General features: G+C 45.5%; 21 protein-coding genes and 1 pseudogene. 16 read left to right on the top strand and 6 right to left on the bottom strand.

Annotated elements, in window-relative coordinates; all coding sequences use genetic code 11:
* Positions 1-283: 283 nt before the first annotated feature.
* The gene (locus ACWYVB_RS04365; RefSeq protein WP_317410481.1) at positions 284-2,389 is read left to right on the top strand and encodes a M4 family metallopeptidase; all 2,106 of its coding nucleotides are present in this window, start codon (positions 284-286) and stop codon (positions 2,387-2,389) included.
* 150 nt (positions 2,390-2,539) lie between these two features.
* The gene (locus ACWYVB_RS04360; protein WP_005395239.1) at positions 2,540-2,854 is read left to right on the top strand and encodes a DMT family transporter; all 315 of its coding nucleotides are present in this window, start codon (positions 2,540-2,542) and stop codon (positions 2,852-2,854) included.
* Between the two features lie 82 nt (positions 2,855-2,936).
* Here ACWYVB_RS04360 and ACWYVB_RS04355 read toward each other — a convergent pair whose 3' ends face one another.
* On the bottom strand, positions 2,937-3,842 hold the full coding sequence (locus ACWYVB_RS04355) for a DMT family transporter (protein WP_317410482.1): 906 nt from the start codon (positions 3,840-3,842) through the stop codon (positions 2,937-2,939).
* A gap of 184 nt (positions 3,843-4,026) precedes the next feature.
* Between ACWYVB_RS04355 and ACWYVB_RS04350 the strand changes: the two genes are divergently transcribed.
* The 3 genes from ACWYVB_RS04350 (at position 4,027) to ACWYVB_RS04340 (ending at position 6,710) form a co-directional block, all read left to right on the top strand.
* Positions 4,027-4,485 carry an NUDIX hydrolase gene (locus ACWYVB_RS04350; RefSeq protein WP_048624976.1) on the top strand — a complete coding sequence of 153 codons (459 nt, stop codon included), beginning with the start codon at positions 4,027-4,029 and terminating at the stop codon, positions 4,483-4,485.
* A 114-nt stretch (positions 4,486-4,599) separates the two neighbouring features.
* A complete protein-coding gene (locus ACWYVB_RS04345) occupies positions 4,600-5,172 on the top strand; it encodes a GNAT family N-acetyltransferase (RefSeq protein WP_049873552.1) in 573 nt (190 codons plus the stop codon).
* A gap of 125 nt (positions 5,173-5,297) precedes the next feature.
* On the top strand, positions 5,298-6,710 hold the full coding sequence (locus ACWYVB_RS04340; RefSeq protein WP_317410483.1) for a coniferyl aldehyde dehydrogenase: 1,413 nt from the start codon (positions 5,298-5,300) through the stop codon (positions 6,708-6,710).
* 165 nt (positions 6,711-6,875) lie between these two features.
* Here ACWYVB_RS04340 and ACWYVB_RS04335 read toward each other — a convergent pair whose 3' ends face one another.
* Positions 6,876-7,355 (bottom strand): aminoacyl-tRNA deacylase, encoded by a 480-nt coding sequence (locus tag ACWYVB_RS04335; RefSeq protein WP_006742302.1) that lies wholly within the window; start codon positions 7,353-7,355, stop codon positions 6,876-6,878.
* 157 nt (positions 7,356-7,512) lie between these two features.
* Between ACWYVB_RS04335 and ACWYVB_RS04330 the strand changes: the two genes are divergently transcribed.
* The 4 genes from ACWYVB_RS04330 to ACWYVB_RS04315 all read left to right on the top strand — a co-directional run bounded on the left by ACWYVB_RS04330 (position 7,513) and on the right by ACWYVB_RS04315 (position 12,513).
* Positions 7,513-9,054, top strand: coding sequence for a glutamate synthase-related protein (locus tag ACWYVB_RS04330; protein WP_301640238.1), 1,542 nt, complete (start codon positions 7,513-7,515; stop codon positions 9,052-9,054).
* A 185-nt stretch (positions 9,055-9,239) separates the two neighbouring features.
* On the top strand, positions 9,240-11,411 hold the full coding sequence (gene katG, locus ACWYVB_RS04325; RefSeq protein ID WP_152814591.1) for a catalase/peroxidase HPI: 2,172 nt from the start codon (positions 9,240-9,242) through the stop codon (positions 11,409-11,411).
* A gap of 177 nt (positions 11,412-11,588) precedes the next feature.
* Positions 11,589-12,041, top strand: coding sequence for a type II RES/Xre toxin-antitoxin system antitoxin (parS, locus tag ACWYVB_RS04320; protein ID WP_006742299.1), 453 nt, complete (start codon positions 11,589-11,591; stop codon positions 12,039-12,041).
* A gap of 1 nt (position 12,042) precedes the next feature.
* Positions 12,043-12,513: an RES family NAD+ phosphorylase gene (locus ACWYVB_RS04315; RefSeq protein WP_005376497.1), complete on the top strand. Its 471-nt coding sequence runs from the start codon at positions 12,043-12,045 to the stop codon at positions 12,511-12,513.
* Between the two features lie 80 nt (positions 12,514-12,593).
* Here ACWYVB_RS04315 and ACWYVB_RS04310 read toward each other — a convergent pair whose 3' ends face one another.
* Positions 12,594-14,444, bottom strand: a complete 1,851-nt coding sequence (locus ACWYVB_RS04310) for an acyltransferase family protein (protein WP_317410484.1) — start codon at positions 14,442-14,444, stop codon at positions 12,594-12,596.
* Positions 14,445-14,685: 241 nt separating this feature from the next.
* Between ACWYVB_RS04310 and ACWYVB_RS04305 the strand changes: the two genes are divergently transcribed.
* Complete coding sequence (locus ACWYVB_RS04305; RefSeq protein WP_005498697.1) at positions 14,686-14,961, top strand: nitrogenase-stabilizing/protective protein NifW; 276 nt, start codon at positions 14,686-14,688, stop codon at positions 14,959-14,961.
* Positions 14,962-15,080: 119 nt separating this feature from the next.
* Here ACWYVB_RS04305 and ACWYVB_RS04300 read toward each other — a convergent pair whose 3' ends face one another.
* Complete coding sequence (locus tag ACWYVB_RS04300) at positions 15,081-16,181, bottom strand: alkene reductase (protein ID WP_457528104.1); 1,101 nt, start codon at positions 16,179-16,181, stop codon at positions 15,081-15,083.
* A gap of 11 nt (positions 16,182-16,192) precedes the next feature.
* Positions 16,193-16,580, bottom strand: a pseudogene (gene gloA, locus ACWYVB_RS04295) (lactoylglutathione lyase).
* 211 nt (positions 16,581-16,791) lie between these two features.
* Between gloA and ACWYVB_RS04290 the strand changes: the two are divergent.
* Both ACWYVB_RS04290 and ACWYVB_RS04285 read left to right on the top strand, forming a co-directional pair.
* Positions 16,792-17,220 (top strand): PaaI family thioesterase, encoded by a 429-nt coding sequence (locus tag ACWYVB_RS04290; RefSeq protein ID WP_104970650.1) that lies wholly within the window; start codon positions 16,792-16,794, stop codon positions 17,218-17,220.
* A gap of 26 nt (positions 17,221-17,246) precedes the next feature.
* Positions 17,247-17,636, top strand: coding sequence for a MazG nucleotide pyrophosphohydrolase domain-containing protein (locus ACWYVB_RS04285; protein WP_025559410.1), 390 nt, complete (start codon positions 17,247-17,249; stop codon positions 17,634-17,636).
* 45 nt (positions 17,637-17,681) lie between these two features.
* On the opposite strand, the gene ACWYVB_RS04280 is transcribed toward ACWYVB_RS04285, so the two are convergent.
* Positions 17,682-18,557, bottom strand: coding sequence for a universal stress protein (locus ACWYVB_RS04280; RefSeq protein WP_104970652.1), 876 nt, complete (start codon positions 18,555-18,557; stop codon positions 17,682-17,684).
* Between the two features lie 211 nt (positions 18,558-18,768).
* Between ACWYVB_RS04280 and ACWYVB_RS04275 the strand changes: the two genes are divergently transcribed.
* From ACWYVB_RS04275 to ACWYVB_RS04260, 4 genes are all read left to right on the top strand, one after another.
* On the top strand, positions 18,769-20,115 hold the full coding sequence (locus ACWYVB_RS04275; RefSeq protein WP_021448459.1) for a magnesium transporter: 1,347 nt from the start codon (positions 18,769-18,771) through the stop codon (positions 20,113-20,115).
* Between the two features lie 269 nt (positions 20,116-20,384).
* Entirely contained in the window at positions 20,385-20,921 is a 537-nt protein-coding gene (locus ACWYVB_RS04270) for an AAA family ATPase (RefSeq protein ID WP_258614571.1), read from the top strand.
* A 113-nt stretch (positions 20,922-21,034) separates the two neighbouring features.
* Positions 21,035-22,480 carry an AGE family epimerase/isomerase gene (locus ACWYVB_RS04265; RefSeq protein WP_258614570.1) on the top strand — a complete coding sequence of 482 codons (1,446 nt, stop codon included), beginning with the start codon at positions 21,035-21,037 and terminating at the stop codon, positions 22,478-22,480.
* Positions 22,481-22,580: 100 nt separating this feature from the next.
* Positions 22,581-22,832, top strand: coding sequence for a DUF2999 family protein (locus ACWYVB_RS04260; RefSeq protein WP_005395194.1), 252 nt, complete (start codon positions 22,581-22,583; stop codon positions 22,830-22,832).
* Positions 22,833-22,923: the final 91 nt, after the last annotated feature.

The raw sequence follows: 22,923 nt of genomic DNA, 5'->3' as shown, positions 1-22,923 counted from the left end.
AATCACACAAACGTTTTCATATTTACATGTTCAATTAGTTTTTGTGTGATTTGTGCAATAAACGCAACACTTTCAACACCAAAAGGTTATATGCAAATTGTTAAAAAACGGTGTCGCTTTTAATAGATGAAATGGCACTAAAACATAAGCTGTATGATTGTGTGTGCTAAAATCAATGAGCGGGATGATTACGATAAGTTTGACTTCACTTTCGGGTGAGAAACAAACAAATAAGAACTGGTCAGTTTGGCTTTGCTATTGATGCAAAATAGGGGGCTAACCGATGGGTTCAGTATCAAACTACCAGAGCAGGTTATTTGTCACGGCAATGCTTGCTTCACCACTTCTTTTTTCAACATCTTTATCCGCCGCTCAGTCCGAACGGCTAGAGCAAAACCATGGTCTTGTTGTTGCTTTAGAAAAACGCAACCTTGCAGCCACACAAAATATAGATCGTGTGTTAGGTTTACAAAATGGAAATCGTGTACAAAAGCTGAAAACCAACCAAGGTAAAAACGGCGGTACGCATAGTCGTTATCAGCAGATGTTTAAAGGCGTCCCGATTTGGGGCAAGCAAATTGTCGTACATCGTGATAAACAGGGCCAAATCAAGTATATCAACGGCACTCTCGTAAAGGATATTGCCCGAGATATCAATGATATGGTGCCTAAATTGTCGCTTTCTCAAGTAATGTCTTCAACGCAAAAGCCGTACCGTGAAAACGGATACCAAATAGAGAATCAGCGCCAAGGTTTGCGTATTTATGTCGATAAAAGTGACGTGGCGCACTTAGCTTATATTGTCCAGTTTTTTGCTGATAATGATCATGGTGGTAAGCCCACGCGTCCCACCTTTCTTGTTGATGCTAAAACAGGAAACATTTTGCTGCAATATGAAGGGTTAGCGCACGTAGAAGCGAATGGTCCGGGAGGAAACCAAAAAATTGGTCGTTATCATTATGGTGTGGACTTTGAGTCTCTATTAGTCCAGCAATCCGGTGATATGTGTTTGATGGACATTCCTGGCGTGGTCAAAACCATCAACTTGAATGGTAGGACGTCTGGCAATACACATACGTTCGTTTGTCCAACCAATAGTGTTAAAGAAATTAATGGAGCGTACAGCCCATTAAACGATGCGCATTACTTTGGCAAAGTGGTATACGACATGTACAAAGATTGGCTGAATACTGCTCCCTTAACGTTTCAGCTTCAAATGCGAGTGCATTACCGCAAACGCTATGAAAACGCCTTTTGGAATGGCTCGAGCATGACTTTTGGCGACGGTGCGAGTTATTTCTATCCTTTAGTGAGTTTAGATGTCTCAGCGCACGAGGTTAGCCATGGATTTACAGAACAAAACTCTGATCTGATTTATTCAGAGCAATCAGGCGGAATCAATGAGGCTTTCTCAGATATGGCAGGTGAGGCGGCTGAATTCTATTCACGTGGTTCTAACGATTGGAAAGTTGGGTACGATATTAGAAAGGCTGCCAATGCGGCGCTGCGCTACATGGATAATCCGCCCCTTGATGGTCGTTCAATTGATCACGCGTCTCAGTATGTGAGTGGCATGGATGTGCATTATTCAAGTGGTGTGTTTAACAAAGCGTTTTATCTATTGGCGGTTGAGTACAATTGGGGAACGCGACAAGCGTTCGAGGTTTTTGCGTACGCTAACCAGAACTACTGGACACCAAGCGAAACGTTTGACTCTGCAGCTGCGGGTGTATTGGCCGCCGCCCAAAGCTTAAACGTGGCGGCGAATGATGTAGCCGATGCTTTTGCTCAGGTCGGTGTTTCAGTTGATGGCGGAGTCGTCGAGCCACCATCTAGCACGTGTGAGGCTATCGCCCTAAACAATGGTGTTTCCAGCAACATAGACTCTTCATCTACTGGTGAGTGGCATTGTTTTACGATTGATGTGCCTACCAACAGTTCAGATTTTACTGTTACCACATCGGGAGCAAACGGCGATGCGGATCTTTACGTTAAGCTGGGAAGTGAACCAAGTTTAACCAGCTACGATTGTCGCTCATACAGTAGCAACAGTAATGAAGCATGTAGTATTACTTCTCCGAATGAAGGAACGTGGCACATTGGCGTGTACGCTTACAGCAGTTACAGTAACTTGAACGTGGAAGCAAGTTATGTAGGACAAGAAGCGCCACCACCATCTGATGAAGTTACTACACAATCAATCAACAATGGTAAAACATGGACGGCGATTATTACTGGTTCTGGATTGATGAATGGCGTGTGGAATGTTATTTCAAATACGCCGTGTGATAACGATAACGAGTGCAGTTTATCCGGTATCGGAAAGAAAACCAGTGAGGTTAGCTTTACGTTGACGGATGGTACCGTATTCATCATCGCTAAGCCCTAGCGATTTTTATGTAAATAGGCCCTGAAATATCAGGGCCTTATTTTTTTACGTTCAATTTTCTGTATATAATAGCGAGTCACAAAGAAGTGAGGACGACCTCACCGCTCTATCTTTTCTCGGGGACGACCCCATCTCGTTGGGAAATATGACATGGCTTGGGGAATTCTCTTCATTGCTGGCTTATGCGAAGTGGCATGGGCTGTCGGACTAAAATACTCACAAGGTTTTACCAAATTGGCGGCATCTGGCTTTACCGTTACGTTTATGGTGTTGAGCTTTTGGTTACTTGGAATTGCATTAAGGACGCTACCACTCGGTATCGCTTACGGCGTTTGGGTAGGTATAGGAGCGATTGGAACGGCAATCGTCAGTATCTACATATTTAACGAGCCCGCGACGCTGATAAAATTGCTGAGTTTACTGCTTATTGTTGCCGGTATCGCTGGATTAAAATTATCCGCTTAACGTCAGGTTAAACATAAAAAGAAAGCCAGAGTCGACTCTGGCTTTTTACGTTTTAGTGTTATCTCGCTTTGGGGCTGAAGGGTTAAGCGCTGCGCTTAACGAATGGCAATCGCAAATGGTGGCCAAATACGTTAATGAGTGCGCCCGATACAATTAGTGCACCACCGATGTACGTCCAGATGAGCGGGATTTCGCCGAAGAAAATGATGCCTAACAACACAGAAAATACGATCTGAATATACGAGTAAGCAGACGCTTTGCCCGCTTGCTGAGTTTGCATTGCTTTGGTTAATCCCAATTGCCCAACTTGGGTGAATACACCAACCAAAACCAACATGAAAGTCAGATACAGGTCGGGCATAACAAAATCATCGCCAATCAGTAAGAGTGAAGCGGGCAGAGCAACCAGAGGGAAATAGAAAATGATCACTGAACTATCTTCAGTTTGGCTAAGTTTTCTAACAATGACATAAGCAATTGAGCTACCAAATGCGCCCAAGATTGCAATCATTACGCTAAACATAGGTAAAGTGCGCTCTGCTTCTTGTCCTGTTTCTGGACTTACCATTATATAGATGCCGAGTAAGCACAAGGCAATACAAAGGAACGTCGATGGTTGAATGCGTTCCTTCAAGAAAAAGACGGCTAGGAGCGCAGTAAATACTGGGTGAATGTATTGGAATATGGTCGCTTCTGCCAAAGGTAAGGTAGTCACCGAATAATATACGCACATCAATGCCATGGTGCCCACTGCGCCACGCGCAAACAGTAATGGCTTATTATTGCCCCATACAGAAATTCGTTTTCGCTTAACATCTAAATAGCTGATAACAAGTGAGACGAGTGCCCTCGCTGCAACAATCTCAAATACAGGGATACCATGAAGACTGACATGCTTTACTGTGGCAGACATTAGCGCGAAACCGAATGCGGAGAGCACCATAAAGCGCACACCAATGGGAACCAGAGTGTTGAATGAATTAGACATTTTACTGCTCATTTGTTGCGACAGATCGCACTTTAGCATACTCAGCTCACAAAATGATCCGTGATATTCAAACACATCTGCCGAGAGTGAGAATAAGCAGTAGACTATGGGTTCTCAAGCAACCCTATCTTTCATTCGCGCATGGAGCGCATCTAGGAAATATCTAGATATTTAAGGAGCATACATGATCCCAGTACAAGCAACGCATACTTCTGGCGTTGTCATTTCTAAAATTGATGGCGTCGATAAAATGCTGTTGCTCAAACGTGTTAAAGGTGGTTATTGGTGCCATGTTGCTGGTGGTGTAGAGGCCGGTGAAACCGGATGGCAAACTATTCTCAGAGAACTGAAAGAGGAGACGCAAATTGACGATGTTGAGTTACATACTGCAGACTTTCTAGAACAGTTCTACGAAGCAAAAAATAACCGCATCATGGTTATTCCATGCTTCGTATTACTTTGTCCACCTAACCAATCGGTTGTACTTAACGAAGAACACACTGAGTATTGTTGGTGTACGCTTGAAGAAGCAAAGCGACTAGCGCCGTTTGCAAATCAGCACCACCTTTACGAACATGTGTGGAGGCATTACGTGGATGTGGAGTCGTTGACGCCATTTACGTTGATTGAACAAACAGACTAGACGAGATAACCATCCTTTTTAGCACGTTTGAAATAACGAATATGGAAGTTTGTTCTCAACGCAATGAGGCTGTAGGATTTGTGAGTAGTGTTTACTGAAAAAGGGATAATGTGGATGGATGAGGTCATGTGCCAAAAGGCGTATCAAGGAAATAGCATGCAGGCCAGTTTTTCTGTTTCAGACAGGGTCTCAATTGAGCCTCTTACCACCAAACACGCGACCGTTTTACTGGAAGTGGTGAACACGTATCGAAACAGCCTCTCTGGCTATTTGCCTTGGACGGACTTTGTGACCAACCGCAGAGAAGCGGTGAACTACATCTCTCAGCGCGTGAACAGCAAAGCGTTAGATGCCCACTGGTGCGCTATTTATTTTGATGGGCAGTTTACGGGTGTTATTGGCATTAAAGGTGTGGATTCGCACACACGCGTCACTGAGATTGGCTATTGGCTTGCCAACAATGGGCGAGGACACCGAGTGATCGACCAAGTACTCGCGGTGTTGATTCCTTTTTTGAAGCAGAAAGGGCACGCGCAATTCATCCAATTCCACTGTATGGAAGACAACATTGCCAGCATCAATATTGCTGAGCGTGCTGGTGCTACATTAAAAGAATACATTGATCACGAGTTCGAGACGCTTGACCGCTCTCAACGGCTCGGCATTTATGAGTTGCGTCTGACTTAGCTCCAAACCCACTGATATTTTAATCAGAGTTCGAACTCTAATTTCGCGAGCGCTACAATAGTAACATTGTTGCGCTCGTGTTAATTTGGAGCGTCATTGGTTGAAACTAGGTTAGGAGAAGCATCATGAACGCAATCGCAGAGGTTGAAGTGGACAACCTGTTACAACAAAGCCTTGATCGCTTAAAAGCGGCGTATGCCGCCGAACCTTATCCTAGTTTGGATGAGCGTAAGCAGCGCCTTGTCTTGCTAAAACAAGCTCTGATAGCGAATAAACAAGCATTGGTGGAAGCGCTGAGTGACGATTTTGGTTATCGTTCCGAATTTGATACCGCCATGACCGACGTTTTGCCGACGGTCTCGCACATCAATTACACCATCAAGCAGCTAAAAAAGTGGTGCAAACCAAGTAAGCGTGAATCCGGTCTGTTGCTTGCTCCGTCGAAAGTGACTGTTCAGTATCAGCCACTCGGCGTGGTCGGGATCATTTCGCCGTGGAATTTTCCTGTCATTTTGAGCCTTGCGCCTTTAGTTACTGCTTTGGCCGCAGGTAACCGTGTGATGATGAAGCTCAGCGAATTTACGCCCAAAACCAATAAAGTCATCGTCAATATTTGTCGCGAGTTGTCTGAATATGTCGAAGTATTTGAAGGTGAAGCGGACGTTGCACGATCATTCAGCCAACTGCGATTCGATCATCTTTTGTTTACTGGCTCGACAAATGTTGGTCGCGCTGTGGCAAAAGCAGCGGCTGAAAACCTGACTCCAGTGACGTTAGAGCTGGGCGGGAAGTCTCCGGTGATCATTGCAGAAGATGCAGACATGAAGATAACCGTTGATGCGATTTTGTTTGGTAAATGCATCAATGCCGGCCAGATTTGTGTGGCGCCTGATTACGCGTTTGTACCACAAGAACGCGTCGAAGAGTTCATCACGCTGTTCTTAAAACGTTTTGAAAAACTCTATTTGAAATCCAACAAGAATCAAAAGCTGACCCATATTATCAATCAACGACAGTATGATCGTTTGACTGCGCTACTTGAGGATGCCAAAGCTCAGGGCGCAAGCATCCATACTGTTGAAGCGTCACCTCAACAGGAAAGGCTTTTGTATCCTCATTTGATCACAGACGTGTCGACAGATATGCGCATCATGCAAGAGGAAATATTTGGGCCATTTCTACCCATCAAGCCTTACAAAGCGGTAGATGAAGTGATTGACTACATTAATCAGCACCAGCGACCACTTGCGCTGTATGTTATGTCGGACAACAAATCGACCATCAAGCATATTGTACGCAACACACACAGTGGCGGCGTCGGCATCAACGACACGGTATTACACGTTGGCGCTGAAGATGCGCCTTTCGGTGGCGTTGGTGAATCAGGCATTGGTCATTATCACGGAGTGGAAGGATTCAGAACCTTTAGCCACGCGAAAACCGTACTCCACACGCCGAAATGGCTGCCAAGGACGGGGGCATTAATGCGTCGCAGAGCTATGGCGATAAAAGCGATACAAAAGATTTTTGTTCGATAGTGGTTGGATTGTTAAAACCGCTCAAACGGGCGTTTTTTGCTTCTATGTGTTCTGAATTGCGGATTACCTAAGGTCGGGAAGTTTCCACCACGCGCTGCCAATAGAGAAAGAAAGGCTCTTTTTGAAAGAGCCTTTTTCACGAAATGTCGACAGATTTTTGGAAGTTTAATGCAGAACTTCACTGCTGAATCTTAAGTATTTGCAGTCGTTCATTAGCTCCTTAAATGCCTTTCTATCTAGCTTAATTAGAGTTTCATGATCGCCGGCTTCAAGATAGACATGTTCCAAGTTTGCTAATCTTTCATCACAAACGGTCGACATGTGGTAAGGACTACCAATCGGTGGAATCGCGCCGTGCTCACAATCAGTGAAGAGTCGGTAAACCATACGCTCTTTCACCAAGTGGAAAGTAGCGTTAAATTCATCGTTTAATCTCGACAAACTGATTTTGTTGTTGGCAGGTAAGACCGCCATCATATGATGCCCTTCATGATCCTCAAGAATGACGCCTTTTGCGATATTCATTAAAGGCACACCTGCGGCAACACCACTTTGTAGCGAGCTATGACTGTGGCTGTGATTCACGGTTTGAAAGTGAATGTTGTGCTCAGTCAAATATTCATCTAATCGGGTTGCAATCGTCATATAGCCTCCACGTGTATGAGACCCATAAAGAGTATAGGTGAGGCAAGCGACAATCGCGTATTTTACTCTGGTTTCGCTGACGCTCTTTCCGCTCCTGTTCTACGCTTATTGCAAGCCAGCGAGAAAGCGTGGTTAACAATAATAAACAGGGGGCAACATGAGCAAGCCAATCATCGCCGATAATAAGCCGATTAAAGTGAATCTAACCGAAGGGCGAGAATATTACTTTTGCCGATGTGGACGTTCTAAAAATCAACCTTATTGCGATGGGTCGCATTCGGGAACAGGCTTAAAGCCAATGAGCTTTACTGCGGAAAAAGATGAAGAAGCGTATCTCTGCCAGTGCAAGCATACCTCTAATGCCCCATTTTGTGATGGAACACATAAGCGTTTTTCTTCTGAGCAAGTCGGCAAAGAAGGCCCTGAGAAAAAACGAGAGAAAAGTGACAAACCGACTGCGTCCGCTACTCAAGAAGAACCAACCCTCGAGTTTATCCACCAATTAGCGAGAGAAGGGCTCTCTAAACTCGGTCATCATGGTCCGATGGCTGCAATGGGGGTTCCTAGGCATTTGCTACCACATTGGGATGCTATACAAATCATGGTGGCGCAAATGGCGACACAACCGTTGTTAGAAGACGTTCCCGTGTCTACCGAGTTGATTGTGGGGCCAAACGCGCGTAAGCCGCTCAAGCTCGCTATTCCTTTGTTGGTGTCGGACATGAGTTTTGGCGCACTTTCGGAAGAGGCGAAAATTGCGCTAGCAAAAGGTGCTGAGTTGGCAGGGACTGGGATTTGCTCCGGTGAAGGGGGGATGTTACCTGAAGAACAAGCTGCAAATTCGCGGTATTTCTATGAGCTTGCCAGTGCTCAGTTTGGCTACGATGAATCTAAGCTTCTTAATGTTCAGGCTTTTCATTTTAAAGGTGGGCAGGGCGCCAAAACAGGCACGGGTGGTCATCTTCCAGCAAATAAAAATGTGGGTAAGATCTCTCAGGTGAGAGGTATCCCCGAAGGCCAACCAGCAATCTCACCGCCAACATTTAAAGACCTTCATACTACTCACGATTTCAGAAAGTTTGCTGACAGAGTCCGTGGCATCACTGGCGGCATTCCAATTGGCTTTAAACTCAGTGCAAACCATATTGAGCAAGACATACAATTTGCGCTCGATGCGGGTGCCGATTACATCATCTTAGATGGTCGCGGTGGTGGCACGGGCGCGGCGCCAACTATGTTCCGTGATCATATTAGCGTGCCAACCATTCCTGCGCTAGCTCGTGCGCGTAAGTACTTAGATGAAAAAGGCGCAAGTGACCGCGTCACATTAATCATCACTGGTGGGTTGCGAGTTCCTATGGATTTTGTCAAAGCGTTGGCACTTGGGGCAGACGGAGTGGCGATAGCCAACAGTGCGATGCAATCGATCGGTTGCGTCGCGGCTCGCATCTGCAACACCAATAATTGCCCGGCAGGCATTGCGACACAAAATGCCGATTTGAGGCAGCGTCTCGATATCGAAAAATCATCTCAGCAATTGAAAAATTTCTTCGAATCCTCCGTCGAGCTCATGCAAGTCATGGCAAGGGCATGTGGTCACCACGCTCTGAATGAATTTAGTCGCCATGATTTAGCGACTTGGGATCACAACATGGCGAGGCTGTCTGGGATCAAGTATTCAGGTATGGACTTAAACTGATCTATATCCATATTTTCTGCATATAGGTACATGTTTGATAACAATTATTTATTAGCCGAGATATGGAAATTTTGACTTGGCGTTAACTAAAAATTCAGTGTATGAACTACGCTGTTTGAGGTGGATATTCGATTTGTTGAATAACAAAGAGTGGTTACCACAACCACGATACGAAGGAGCATTATATGAGCAACACAAACGGCGGTTCGGTAGGTAAATGTCCAGTTATGCATGGTGGGCAAACATCTACAGATAAGTCGGTGATGGATTGGTGGCCGAATGCCTTAAACTTAGACATCCTGCATCAACACGACTCCAAAACCAACCCATTTGGCCAGGACTTTAATTACAAAGAAGAACTGAAAAAGCTAGATGTCGAAGCACTTAAAAAAGACTTAAAAGAGTTAATGACTGATAGCCAAGACTGGTGGCCTGCCGACTGGGGACATTACGGCGGTTTAATGATCCGAATGGCATGGCACGCAGCGGGTAGTTATCGTATCGCGGATGGACGTGGCGGCGCTGCGACAGGCAACCAGCGTTTTGCTCCTCTCAACTCTTGGCCAGATAACGCAAACCTCGACAAGGCTCGCCGCCTTTTATGGCCAATCAAGAAAAAATATGGCAACAAATTAAGTTGGGCCGATCTGATTGTCCTTGCCGGTAACATGGCGTATGAATCCATGGGCTTTAAGACCTTTGGTTTTGGCTTTGGGCGAGAAGACATTTGGCACCCAGAAAAAGACACTTACTGGGGGTCCGAGCAAGAATGGTTAGCCACAAGTGACGCTGATAACAGCCGCTACTCTGGTGAGCGAGATTTAGAAAATCCACTTGCCGCAGTAATGATGGGGCTTATCTACGTCAACCCAGAAGGGGTGGACGGTAACCCAGATCCCCTCAAAACAGCACATGACATGCGTGTGACCTTTGCGCGAATGGCAATGAACGATGAAGAAACTGTCGCGCTCACAGCGGGTGGTCACACGGTCGGTAAGTGTCATGGTAATGGTGATGCCGCAAACCTTGGTCCAGAGCCCGAAGCCGCAGACGTTCATGAACAAGGTCTTGGCTGGATTAACCACAAAACACGTGGCATTGGCCGTGACACGGTAACGAGCGGCATTGAAGGTGCTTGGACGACACACCCTACACAATGGGACTACGGATACTTCCACCTATTATTTAAGTACGATTGGGAACTGAAGAAGAGCCCAGCAGGTGCATGGCAGTGGGAGCCAATCGACATTGAAGAAGAAGACAAGCCTGTCGATGTTGAAGACGGCTCTAAGCGCTACAATCCAATCATGACTGACGCCGATATGGCGCTCAAAATGGACCCTGAATATCGCAAGATTGCAGAAAAGTTCCAAAATGACCCAGCGTACTTTGATGACGTTTTTGCTCGTGCCTGGTTTAAGTTGACACACCGCGATCTAGGACCAAAATCATGTTATTTCGGACCTGATGTGCCAAGCGAAGATCTTATTTGGCAAGACCCAACGCCTGCAGGTAAGACAGACTACGATGTTGATTTAGTGAAAACAAAAATCGAAGCAAGTGGCCTATCCATTAGTGAGCTAGTAAGTACGGCGTGGGATAGTGCGCGTACTTACCGTGGCTCTGACCGCCGAGGTGGCGCAAATGGTGCGAGAATTCGTTTGGCTCCGCAAAAAGATTGGCAAGGAAACGAGCCAGAGCGTCTAAGTCGTGTTCTTGCTGTGCTAGAAAAAATAGCAGCAGAAGAGGGCTGTAGTGTTGCGGACGCTATCGTGCTTGCTGGTAACGTAGGTATTGAACTGGCTGCGCGTGCCGCAGGTCATGATGTTTCCGTACCATTCGCGCCAGGCCGAGGTGATGCCACCCAAGAGATGACGGATGTTGAATCATTCGAAGTTCTTGAGCCTGTTGCTGACGGTTTCCGAAATTGGTTGAAGAAAGACTACGCGGTTAAGCCGGAAGAGTTGTTGCTCGACCGAGCGCAGCTTATGGGTTTGACAGCACCAGAAATGACGGTACTCATCGGTGGTATGCGCGTTTTAGGCAGTAACTACGGCGGTGGAAAAGAGGGCGTATTTACTGACCGAGTAGGCACTTTGTCGAATGATTTCTTCGTGAACCTTACTGACATGTCATATATGTGGCAACCGGTAAGTGCTAATCAGTACGAAATCCGTGATCGTAAAACAGACCAAGTGAAATGGACGGCGACTCGAGTGGATCTTGTCTTTGGCTCAAACTCGATTCTACGTTCGTACGCGGAAGTGTATGCGCAAGATGATAATCAGGAAAAATTCATCCACGACTTCATCGCTGCATGGACGAAAGTCATGAACGCCGACCGTTTTGACTTGTAGTAAGTGAAACGATGCAAATCGGTAGATGCGTAAACAAAGTTGATGAATAAGTAAGAGAGGCGGGCGCAAAGCTCGCCTTTTTCTTTACCTGTCTTTTTACTTTGATTGTTACTTTGATTGAAAATTGAGCTCATTTGAACCATAATAACTAGACCATATGAACCATAGGAGCTTGATATGGCAACTGCAGCATTAAAAAGCTTTAAGCCGAAACAATCTCATAAAGCCAATTTCTGGCTTATGTTAGGTATTGAAGATGCTGAAACGGGTCGTATTGATGCGGTTCACAAAGGCTTTGAGCCCAAGGTATACCGGAACATTGTTGATCGAGTAAAGCTTTCTCAAAGTGAATTCCAACATGTGACACTGATTCCTGTTAGTACAATTAAGCGTCGTCTTAAAAATGATGAGCGTTTTAATACTCAAGAGAGTGATGCAATCTATCGATTAGCGATGTTATTGAAACTCGCAACAGAGTTGTTTGACGACGAAGAGCGCGCGTTAAAATGGATGAGAGAAAATGTGTACGGCTTAGGTGGAAAAAGGCCGCTAGACATGGTGTCGACTACGGTGGATTTTGAAATCGTAAAAGATTTGATCGGCCGTTTAGAGCACGGGGTGTTCTCGTAATATGAAGCTTTATCGTCTCACACAAAAGAAATTCGCTGACACGCCATTCAGCCCCGTTGGCGCAAAGTTATTTGGAGGGCGATGGAACTCAAAAGGAACCGAAGCCCTCTACTTCTCTGAATCGGAATCCCTTTGCTCGTTGGAAGTGTTTGTTCACGTAAACAACGACCCTGCCATCACCAAACTGTACGATTTATATCGTATTGAAATGCCAGAATACCTCATCGCCACCTTAGATGAAGAAGATCTCCCAGTGACGTGGCGAGCAATACCGGCGAGCGAGTCTACACAGTACATTGGTGACCAGTTTCTAAATGATCCTCATCCCGAGTTTGCCGCACTGCAAGTGCCTTCAACGATTTCACCTCGTGATAAAAACTACGTGGTGAACCCAAATCATCCCAAAATGAAAGAGATCATCAAGAAAGCCGAAAAGCTCGATTTCGCGTTTGACCCACGCATTTTCAAATAAACACGCTGGCTTTCTCTCGCTTTAAAATATTCAGCGCTTACCTGAGATAAGCGCTGAAGCATAAAAGCTTATTCTCTTGGTTATTGTCGGTCGTAAGTGAACTGTTGCGCTTCATTTGCACTATTGTGGTAATGCCCAAGCACCAACTCCGCACCTTTGTAAGATAAATGGCTGTCATCCGTATACATCGCGTTGTTCGCACCAACTTTCATTCGACATACGCCATTTCTGCAAATGGCATCGGTCAAGTCGACAAACTCAATGTGCTCAAATTGCTCAAAGTAGTTCACTAACTTCGCCACGTTTTGAGGGTGATGTCGCTTGGGAGAAAAATCGCATGCGGACTCTTTTGTCTCGCCAAACAAACGCGCTTTCCAAAGGCATTCTCCTACCGCAAAAGGTGCAGAAGGCGTTGGTCCGAAAACGACCACTTCTTTCCCTTCCAGTTCATTCAACAATCCAGTTAATGATGTCTCATAATCGGCTTGTGAAAGCTCTTTATTGAAGTTGGAAGAGATAACGACGCGACGAATAGAAGGGGTACGCAAAATGGTATCGACTGCCTGTTTGAAGAACTGTCGGCAAGAAATTGATCCAGCATCTTTGATGATGTCGACATAACCGACTGCACAGGAATCTTGAGTAAGTTGCACCACGCCAGTTGGTGTTACTTCGGACAGACGCTTCACGTAAACCATGCTGTGACTATTGCCTAACACAGCGATGGTGGGCTGCGGCGCAGACGAGCACACATCGTTAACGTCAGTGTTGCCGTTGCAATTTAAACCGTAACCGTTATTAACGCGCATGGCCTCGAAAAATGCGCTTCTTTCTGGAAAACCACCGTTTTGATGACCGATAACGCCGAACGTCAGCAAGGGTAACGTCAAAACCGCAATAACCGCAGACACAGTGCGCATGCTCATGGCTTTCCGGCTGCGGAACGGCTTTTCCACAAAGCGCCAAGTGAAGTAAGACAGTACAAAAAGAGCGGCAATGTAAAGCGAGATATTGACGTCTTGAGTTGCGTCCAGCATGTAGCGGTAAAACACAAATAGCGGAATATGCCACAAGTACAAGCTGTAGCTGATTAAGCCGACGAACACGACCCATTTTAGGCTCAGCAATTTACCGCAGACATTGTCTTTAGAGGCAAACAAAATCACTAACGCGCTACCGATGACTGGCACCAGCAAAGTGATACCAGCGCCATCTTGCGATTTTTCAAACAAAAGTGCAGAAGCCAATATCAAAACGATGCCAATGGTTGCCAGCGTATCGTTGGATTGAACTTGGGTTTTTCTCATTACTAATGCGAGTAATGAACCGGTTGCCAGCTCCCAAGCACGAGAGAAGATCATGTAGAAGGCGAAATCAGGATCGTTGCTCGCATAGACAATAGTCATCAAACTCAGCGCAAATACCGCGACAAAAAAAGTCAGGAAAAACGCGTTTTTGCCACGAGCGAGAAGCATGAGTAGCAAAGGAATGACAATGTAGTATTGTTCTTCAACGCCCAAGCTCCAAGTGTGAAACAGCGGATTGGCTTGATCTTCTAAACCGAAGTAATTGTGGCCTTTTAAATACAGAAGAATGTTGGATGAAGAAAGAATAGAAGACACTGCGAACTGACCAACGTCTTTGTGCGCTTGTGGCAAAAATAACCACCAAGACATCAAATAGCTTACGGCAATCACCACCAGTAGCAGGGGAAGTATGCGGCGAATGCGTCGCTCATAAAAATCACCGAGGCTGAACTTCTGGTTTTCCAAATCGTTAATCACGATGGTGGTGATCAAATAGCCGCTGATAACAAAAAATACGTCGACGCCAATAAAGCCACCAGCGAACTGCTCAACTCCTGCATGAAACAAAATCACCAACGTGACAGCAATCGCCCTTAATCCGTCTACTTCCGCTCTGTAAGTCATATCGTGTCCCTCCAACATTCCGTTTAACGAAGTAGAGCAAAATATGAACCAGAAATAATGTTGCTTTAAATCAGCACCTTAAATTGATTATCAAAATGAAAAGGCTGGGGGAAATAACGAATTCCTAAATTGAATTTCAATATGGAAATCCCAGAAAGAGTGATGTTAAGAAGCGCCAAATCAAAGAACGTAAAGCGCCAGGCTCTTAGACTTCATTGAAAATGATAACGCTAAAGAAACAATGACAGAGAATACGATTCAGGAAAAAATTGCCAGCTTTACTTGTATCGAAGAAGCGCTGGATTACTTCGAAATCGAGTTTGATAGCCGATTTATCGAAAACAACCGAACCGAGTTGGTTAAGAGATTTAATGGCTACTTAATCCTCACTAAACCGGATGATTGGTTTTCAGGCCGCCGCGCACTGAAAAATGCCTACTGTAAAGTACAACGCAGTTTACTAAGTAAAACGACACGTTCTGCGTGCCGAGGTTGTACATCTTGTCAAAGACGTTAATTCTTGGTGGCTTGCCTAAAAAAGAACCCTGCATCTTGGCGTCACAGGGGGAAGAGCAAGGTTCTTTTGGGTTAGCTATTGGTTTGTCGCGAGTTGCGAATCAGCTTTACGCAGATGAATTAACCCGCATGATACGCAGGGTAGTCCACTAAGCCTTTTTCACCGCCGCCGAACAATGTGGCAGAGTCATGTTCTGCCAGTGGGTAGTCATGCTTGATGCGGCTTGGTAAGTCTGGGTTTGCAACAAACGGACGACCAAAACCGATCATGTCGGCTAAGCCACTTTCAATCGCGTGTTGCGCCTTTTCTGCGTTGTAACGACCGGCATAGATCAGTGTGCCTTTATACGCCTCACGAACTGCGGTTTTAAAGTCATGCGGAGTATCTGGCGCGTCGTCCCAATCCACTTCTGCAATGTGAATGTAAACCACATTGAGTTTATCAAGCAGCGCAGCGGCAGCGGTGTAGGTGTCGACTGGTGTGCTATCAACGGTGCCGTTTAACGAAGTGAATGGTGCAAGACGAACACCAACACGCTCTGCGCCAATGGCTTGCGTCATTGCTTCGACCACTTCACCAAGAAAACGCAGACGGTTTTCAATTGAGCCGCCGTATTCATCGGTGCGGTTGTTCGCTTCAGAATCGATAAACTGGTTAACCAAGTAGCCATTTGCTGCGTGAAGTTCGACACCATCAAACCCAGCTTCTATCGCGTTTAATGCGGCTTGTCGATATTCTTCAATAACATTCTTGATGTCTTGTTTGGTCATTTCACGTGGCTCAGCCACGTCGACGAAGCCAGGTTCCTCTGTGTCATTGTCGATAAATACTTTCACGTTTTCTGCTTTGAGCGCAGAAGAAGAAATAGGTTGCTTGCCGCCGATGTTGTCAGGATGAGTCACACGACCAACGTGCCATAATTGCGCGAAGATAACGCCGCCTTTCTCGTGCACTGCATCAGTTACTTTTTTCCAGCCAGCAATTTGCTCTGGGCTATAAATGCCCGGTGTCCACGCATAGCCTTGACCCATTGGTGAAATTTGTGTGCCTTCTGCAACGATTAATCCCGCTTCGGCGCGTTGAGCGTAGTAGGTCGCCATCATGTCGTTAGCGACATTACCCGGTTGAGAGGCTCGAGAGCGCGTCATCGGAGGCATAACGATGCGGTTTTTTAATGAGAGAGAGCCAAGTTGAATCGGTTGAAATAATGCGTCTGTCATAGGAAACCTCGTTATTGTTTAGTTTGAATCAGTTCGATTGGGTAGCCGTCGGGATCTTTAATGAAGGCGATGTGCGTTTCTCCTCCTTTCATTGGACCGGGTTCGCGAGTGACGTTGCCACCAAGCGCTTTGATTTGTTCGCAAGCTGCGTAAATGTCTTCACACCCAAGCGCTATGTGTCCGAATGCGTTACCTAAGTCGTAACTGCCGGCATCCCAGTTATAAGTTAGCTCGATGGTCGCGCCATCTGGTTGATCAGGGCTCCCAACAAACACCGGTGAGTAACGGTATTCTTGGTTTTCAAAAACGATCCAAAACGCTCATTCCCAGAACGTTTGTATAAAATTCGATAGATTTGTCTAGGTCAACAACACGGATCATCGTGTGGAGAAACTTCATAAGTCGCCTTTCATAACGTTGCGTAATCACGATGCAAACCTTATCGCCACTCTAAATAAACTGGAAATTATCGTTAATTATAAAAATGATTATTTAACGTTATGGACAATGAGGTTGTTGGCCCTACAACGTGCAAACAAAGATTACTCGCCATTTCTTTTTAATAATTGGCATATGCTAATTACTCCTTTTTACAAGCCGAGTACTTAACATGTCCGTAAATAGTCACTTTCATTCCACTCACGAAGCTCATTATCAATGTGCGGTTTGTTCTTCCATCGATGCGAATCCGAACTCTTTGGCTGTGAACTACCAGTGTCTAGCCGATGGTTCTGTTGTCGGAGAGTTTCACGTTTTACCTCGTCATCAAGGTTACACAGACCTGTTGCATGGTGGCATTGCGAGTTCGCTGCTCGATGGTGCAATGACACACTGTTTGTTATTTAGAAACATTCAAGCCCTTACAGCGCAGTTGGATGTGCGCTACCATGCACCTATCGAGCTAGATGAGCGCGTCACAATTACTGCACACTGTGAAGGTGAACGCCGCGGTATATATCAACTGGTGGCTCAATTACTGGTCAATAATGAAGTTAGAGTGACGGCAAAAGGGAAGTTTATTCGTCCTAAAGAGGCGTAAATAAAAACTCGTTCTACGGAGAGATAATGAAGAAATTTGATGAGCTGTACGCAATTGCGACGAGAAAATCTCAATATGACCAAACCAACACTTGGTTTAAAGGCGTAGAGACTTATCTGGAGGCCATTGGCAAAGAAGTCGATGAAGTCCGTGAAGAGATTCGTGAGGACCGCCTTTGTCATTTGGAAGACGAGTTAGGCGATGTGTTGTGGAACTATCTTAACGTATTAAAAGTGTTGGAAAGAGAAAAGGGCATAGATCCTGAGAAAGTACTCGAAAGAGCCTGCACTAAATACGAGCAGCGTGTATCTGCGATTGAATCGGGACGCAGTTGGGATGAGGTTAAACAGCAGCAGAAACAAGCCTTGAACGCGGAACATGAAGCCGCGCAGTTAGAGACCATGAAGAGCCAATAACTGCGCGTGATATTATTTAAGATGCGGCGGGATGGGGAAGCCTGATCAATCCTTCGTGCTATTGACGAGCAGCAGGTCACAAGGCGGTTGATCAAGTAACGTGTCTACAGTGCTGCCAGACCAAAATTGGGATGACATGCTTCGTTTACATGCGCCCATAATCAGAATTGCCGCTTGTGATTGCTTAACTGCTTTTGGTAACGCCGTTTCAGGGTTTCCTTCTGGCAGCAGTAGTGGTACTCGTGTTAACTTTTGCGCAGTAATAAAGTCCGTAATGCCTGCTTTTTGATTGCTCAAAATCTCTGCACGATAGCGAGATAGATAAGGCGCAACGTAGCGGCAGTAAACTAACGTCATTTTTCCGCCCAAGGTTTTTTCTAGCTTTGAGCCTCGCGATACAATGGCTTTATCTACGACCGATTTTGCATCTCCGCGATGAAGCGGATCTATCGCGCAAAGCATGTTGGCGTGAGAAGGCCATGAACGCTCATTTAATAGCAATAAATCACAATCGTTTTTTGCTAGTTCGGTGAGTAAGGTTTGAATGTCGTGCTTGTTAAAATGCCCCACGAGCAGTAAATCTGTGTGGTCGACAAGACGTTTCGCAACTTGAGCAATCCAATGACTCCCTTTGAAATGCTCGTAAGAGAGGGTTGGCGTTTCAACTTCTTCTTCTTCACAAAGTTCGATAACGAAGTCTTTAAATTTTGATGTCCAAGCTTCAAACTCAGCTTGTCTCTTTTCTATATGGTCAGAGTTGAAACTAAGGAAATGCGCGAACGCGTGATCTTCACTCCGGCGGTGATCTTCCACCAATACCACGATGGGTTGAGCCAGCGCTGTCGCAAACTGAATCACTTTACGAAGCACCTTACGACTTGGTAAGGCGGCTTGCTGAGTCAGAAAAAATACTGGTGCCATTGATTACTCCATTATCAAACGAGGCAAATGCGCCTAATGCACACTAAAGTTTATACCATCCCCTTATGCAAAGACGTTCTGTTTCTGCGAGCAAAATATAAATTCCGCAATTGTGCGTGCCATTGCCTAGAATTTTAACATCAGGATCTCATGCCTTTAGGTAATAGACATCGTGTTGACACTAACGTGATGCCCAAGGAAATCGGTGACAATGATGATAGATTCCAGCCAATTACAAATTAATCGCAAAGTGCCTCATTTGCTTGCCGAGATCATTAAAGCGATAGAGTCGACCGAAGACCTCGGTTTTTTGAAAGACTATCAGGAAGCGCAAATCGCGAACATTTTGGAGTCGGTCAACATTGCTTATCGTAAACGCGTGATAGAAGCGGTGCCGCCAGAGAAGTACTGGACGGTATTAAATTTGCTGCGATACGACACCGCCAAGCACATTCATCAATCACTCAACAAAGAGCTACAACATGAACGCTTAGCGTACATCACTGATTCGGAACTGATCATCTTTGCAGACTTTCTACCGACCGAATTTGTGGATGAGTACCTTATCGACCAAAGTGAAGAGTCGGTCGCGCACATTCAACAAGCGCTGTCGTATGAAGATAACAAAGTGGGGAGATATGCCGAGCCGCATTTTTTAGTCGCAAATCCTAAAAACAGCGTAGGAGGCATCAAAACCGAGTTGTTAAAACGTGGACAAAGCCCGGTGCGATTGATCATCGTGCGTGATGTCGGAGGCGTTATTGGGACGATAGAACCTCAAACCCTGTTGCTGCATGAGAACCATACCAAACTCACAGACTTGACCGTAGTCACGCCAATTCTGGAAGATATCCAAACGATTCAAAGCGTCAGTAAACAGGTCTCGATTGATGGTGGAGCGCATTGGTTTCCTATCATGGCTGGTGGCAAAATTATGGGCGTTTTGTCGATGGCGACCATCGCGATTACTTTGCGTGAACTCAGCTTACAAGCTGTAGTGGCAGAAAACGTACGAAGCGAAGAGGATTTGTTCACACCATTAACTGTGGCGACAAGGCTAAGAGCACTTTGGTTGGTGATTAACTTGCTGACCGCTTTTGTTGCCTCTGCCATCATTGGTATTTTTGATAATGTGGTCGAGCAAGTCGTTGCGCTTGCGATCTTAATGCCCGTCGTGGCGAGTATGGGCGGCATCGCAGGTAGCCAAACCTTAGCGGTGGCCATTCGGGGTATCGCATTGAATCACTTGCACCAAAGTAACTTGAAGCTATTGGTGAATAAGGAATTAAAAATCGCCACCATTAATGGCTTGATCATGGGATTAGTCATCGCGGGTGTCGTCTACATGGTGTTTGACTCTTGGCCATTGGCGCTTATTATCTGCTGCGCAATTTTTCTCAATAGTCTGGCGGCTGCGGCATCGGGTACGCTGATACCATTCACGTTGAAGAAGTTTAACATTGACCCTGCCGTGGCTGGCTCGGTAGTATTGACAACCGTTACCGATGTCGTCGGTTTCTTTGCGTTCTTAGGCTTAGGTGCCATCTTCTTGATATAGAAAGCCAATTGACGCGTTAACCTGATGATCCAATCTCTCCATTTCCCAACCCAATATTTGGGGCAAGTTTGATTCGCTCAAAATTCCTCCGTTTTTATAAACGCTGAACACGCCGTTTAAGCTTTCATTTCATCAATATTTTTCACTGCTCATTTCTATCCCAAACTTTCGACTGCCGATCTCGCTTAACGCTGGCGTGCCAAATGCCATGCCAATTTTCTTGGCTGTACACGCATTACTTCACTCAAACAAAAAATAAGGAAAAGATTTTGAACAAACTCATCGTATTCACTGGTGGTCCCGGTGCAGGAAAAACCTCGGTTATCGAACAACTAAAAACACAAGGCTTTATCTGCGCGCCAGAAACCGGTCGTCACGTGATACAAATGCAGGTTGCGAATCACGGTTCAGCATTACCTTGGAATGACAAACAAGCCTTTAGAGACGAAATGACAAAAGAAGAAGTGGGCAATTACCGAGCTTTCAATGTGCACCAAGCGGAGGTGTTTTTTGATCGCAGTATTGTGGACGTATATGGCTACAGCAAGTTGGAGCGGCTGCCAATTTCGCATGAGCTTATCACGCATTGCCAGACGCTTCGTTATCATTCTCAAGTATTCATTTTTCCACAGTGGGCATCGATATTCAGCAACGATGAAGAGCGAAAGCAAGATTTTTCTGAAGCGGTCGCCACGCATAAACAGATGGTCAACGCTTATCACAAGTTTGGTTATCAATTGATCGAAGTGCCCAAAATGTCAGTCGAAGACAGAGTGGCGTTTATTCTCGACTCAGTCATCGAATAAGGCAGACAGATGAATAATGCAAGCAAATGCGTAAGGCGATTGTGACCACGACGACAATATGCGTAAAGGGAGTTATTTATACTGGATAAAATTCAATAGCTTAATTGAGCATTATGTCTTTTAAATATCTTACCTTATTGCTCGCAACGACGAGCATGAACAGCTTTGCTGATGTGGATCTGCCTTCGGGGGATGATTGGTTGAACCATGTGACGAATGGCCTAGCCCCATATTGGATGATGGAAAGCGCGCATGGGCAACCTGCGGGGAATTTTCCGACATTTCGTTGTGATAACGGTGTCATTCTCGACCCACAAAAGCCGTGTGAAGAATTAAACAAAGGGTGGATTAGCCCGCACTTCGATCGCGAATACACACGCATGAAATCGCGCCAAACTTACGCTTATGGCGTGCTTTTTCATCTTACGGGTGACAAACAAGCATTAGAGCTGGCAAAGAAAGGGGCTTATTACCTGATTGATCATCTACAAGATGAGAAAAACGGCGGCTTCGTGAGCTTTACGCGTAGTGGAAAACCGGGGATGGAGTGGCAACAGCGAACTTCTCAAGACCAAGCTTACGCCTTGGTAGGCTTGGCGATGTACTACTACTTGACGCAAGATCCAAAAGTTGAGCAAGCACTTATCGACCAACAAGCGTTTATATTTAAACAATACCGACGAAGCGATGATCGCGGTCTGGCGTGGGTTTTGAAAGATGGTGATGGAGAAAGTGAGAAGCAGCAAGAGTTAGTCGCTCAACTTGACCAAATCAATGGCTACCTGTTGTTAACGGCGCCACTTTTACCAGAACCAGCGCAAGCCAAGTGGAAACAAGATCTGGAGTGGCTGACGCAAGTGATGCTGGATAACTACCACTCCGACAAAGAGCAGCGCTTTTATGGCGCGATACACCACAAAGCGGTAATGATGCCAGATGCGAAGCACAATGATTTTGGACACACCATCAAAGCGTATTGGATGACGTATCTCACTGGTCAGTTGTTGGAGAATTCCAATTGGACAGAGTTTGGTTTCAAAGGAATGAAACATACGCTTAAACAAGCGCAATACCAGCAAAACTTTGAGCAAGTCAAAGCGTTCTTCTCGCCAGAATGGCAGAGTAAATGGACGCAAGAGAGCATTCCTGCTTGGCAATCAAGACCGCACAAACACTATAGCTCGTCTTGGGAATGGGCAGAACTCGATCAAGCGGCGATGACGGTTTCTCTTGTCGATGATTCGATGAAAGAAACGTTGCAATACACGTTACCCACCTTTATGGACGTGTGGGTGGATCATCAATACGGAGGTGTTGGTCTGAATCCTAAATCAACCAAAGCGTTCCATTGGGGAAATGGTTACCACCAGTTTGAACATGCGTTGGTCGGGTATTTGTACGCGCAACAAATGGCAAAACAGCCCGCTAAGCTTTACTACGCGCGACCAGCCGAGAGTAAAATACCACTTAATCCATATTACTTTAACGCGGATATAAAAGCGCTTTCATCGCAAAGTGATGGAGTCACTACCGCAACGTTCACCAATATTCGACCATAACTTGGTCGATGGTGGTGTGGTGGTTAAAGTCTGCGTGCAAACTAACAAAACCCAATGGTAAACTGCGGGTCTGTTTTACATAGTATTTAAAGGTAATTTGATGAACCCGATTCTTGCGATGTTGAAAGAAAACAATATTAGCGACGAGCAAATCAACGAGCTATTTCAGGCGTTAACTCAAAACCCTCTGGCTGCAATGGCAACTATCAGCCAACTAGGTCTGCCACAAGATCAGCTTCAAGCATTAATGGCGCAGGTAATGCAAAATCCTGTACTGATTAAAGAAGCAGTGGAAGAGCTGGGCCTAGACTTCTCCAAAGTAGTAGAAGCCAAAGCGAAGCTACAGCAGTAATATCAATAAAGGCTAACCAATTGGTTAGCCTTTATTTTAAATGTTCTTAAATGTAATGGTTACAACACATGTAGATTATAGTTAAAGAATG

The sequence above is a fragment of the Vibrio sp. JZG10 genome (assembly GCF_054064075.1).
This window is presented reverse-complemented; position numbering and strand designations above follow the sequence as displayed.

What these genes read in the sequence shown, in the direction of transcription:
- ACWYVB_RS04365 (WP_317410481.1), top strand. Translation starts at nt 284, where the DNA reads ATGGGTTCAGTATCAAACTACCAGAGCAGGTTATTTGTCACGGCAATG.
- ACWYVB_RS04360 (WP_005395239.1), top strand. Translation starts at nt 2,540, where the DNA reads ATGGCTTGGGGAATTCTCTTCATTGCTGGCTTATGCGAAGTGGCATGG.
- ACWYVB_RS04355 (WP_317410482.1), bottom strand. Translation starts at nt 3,842, where the DNA reads ATGTCTAATTCATTCAACACTCTGGTTCCCATTGGTGTGCGCTTTATG.
- ACWYVB_RS04350 (WP_048624976.1), top strand. Translation starts at nt 4,027, where the DNA reads ATGATCCCAGTACAAGCAACGCATACTTCTGGCGTTGTCATTTCTAAA.
- ACWYVB_RS04345 (WP_049873552.1), top strand. Translation starts at nt 4,600, where the DNA reads ATGGATGAGGTCATGTGCCAAAAGGCGTATCAAGGAAATAGCATGCAG.
- ACWYVB_RS04340 (WP_317410483.1), top strand. Translation starts at nt 5,298, where the DNA reads ATGAACGCAATCGCAGAGGTTGAAGTGGACAACCTGTTACAACAAAGC.
- ACWYVB_RS04335 (WP_006742302.1), bottom strand. Translation starts at nt 7,355, where the DNA reads ATGACGATTGCAACCCGATTAGATGAATATTTGACTGAGCACAACATT.
- ACWYVB_RS04330 (WP_301640238.1), top strand. Translation starts at nt 7,513, where the DNA reads ATGAGCAAGCCAATCATCGCCGATAATAAGCCGATTAAAGTGAATCTA.
- katG (WP_152814591.1), top strand. Translation starts at nt 9,240, where the DNA reads ATGAGCAACACAAACGGCGGTTCGGTAGGTAAATGTCCAGTTATGCAT.
- parS (WP_006742299.1), top strand. Translation starts at nt 11,589, where the DNA reads ATGGCAACTGCAGCATTAAAAAGCTTTAAGCCGAAACAATCTCATAAA.
- ACWYVB_RS04315 (WP_005376497.1), top strand. Translation starts at nt 12,043, where the DNA reads ATGAAGCTTTATCGTCTCACACAAAAGAAATTCGCTGACACGCCATTC.
- ACWYVB_RS04310 (WP_317410484.1), bottom strand. Translation starts at nt 14,444, where the DNA reads ATGACTTACAGAGCGGAAGTAGACGGATTAAGGGCGATTGCTGTCACG.
- ACWYVB_RS04305 (WP_005498697.1), top strand. Translation starts at nt 14,686, where the DNA reads ATGACAGAGAATACGATTCAGGAAAAAATTGCCAGCTTTACTTGTATC.
- ACWYVB_RS04300 (WP_457528104.1), bottom strand. Translation starts at nt 16,181, where the DNA reads ATGACAGACGCATTATTTCAACCGATTCAACTTGGCTCTCTCTCATTA.
- ACWYVB_RS04290 (WP_104970650.1), top strand. Translation starts at nt 16,792, where the DNA reads ATGTCCGTAAATAGTCACTTTCATTCCACTCACGAAGCTCATTATCAA.
- ACWYVB_RS04285 (WP_025559410.1), top strand. Translation starts at nt 17,247, where the DNA reads ATGAAGAAATTTGATGAGCTGTACGCAATTGCGACGAGAAAATCTCAA.
- ACWYVB_RS04280 (WP_104970652.1), bottom strand. Translation starts at nt 18,557, where the DNA reads ATGGCACCAGTATTTTTTCTGACTCAGCAAGCCGCCTTACCAAGTCGT.
- ACWYVB_RS04275 (WP_021448459.1), top strand. Translation starts at nt 18,769, where the DNA reads ATGATGATAGATTCCAGCCAATTACAAATTAATCGCAAAGTGCCTCAT.
- ACWYVB_RS04265 (WP_258614570.1), top strand. Translation starts at nt 21,035, where the DNA reads ATGTCTTTTAAATATCTTACCTTATTGCTCGCAACGACGAGCATGAAC.
- ACWYVB_RS04260 (WP_005395194.1), top strand. Translation starts at nt 22,581, where the DNA reads ATGAACCCGATTCTTGCGATGTTGAAAGAAAACAATATTAGCGACGAG.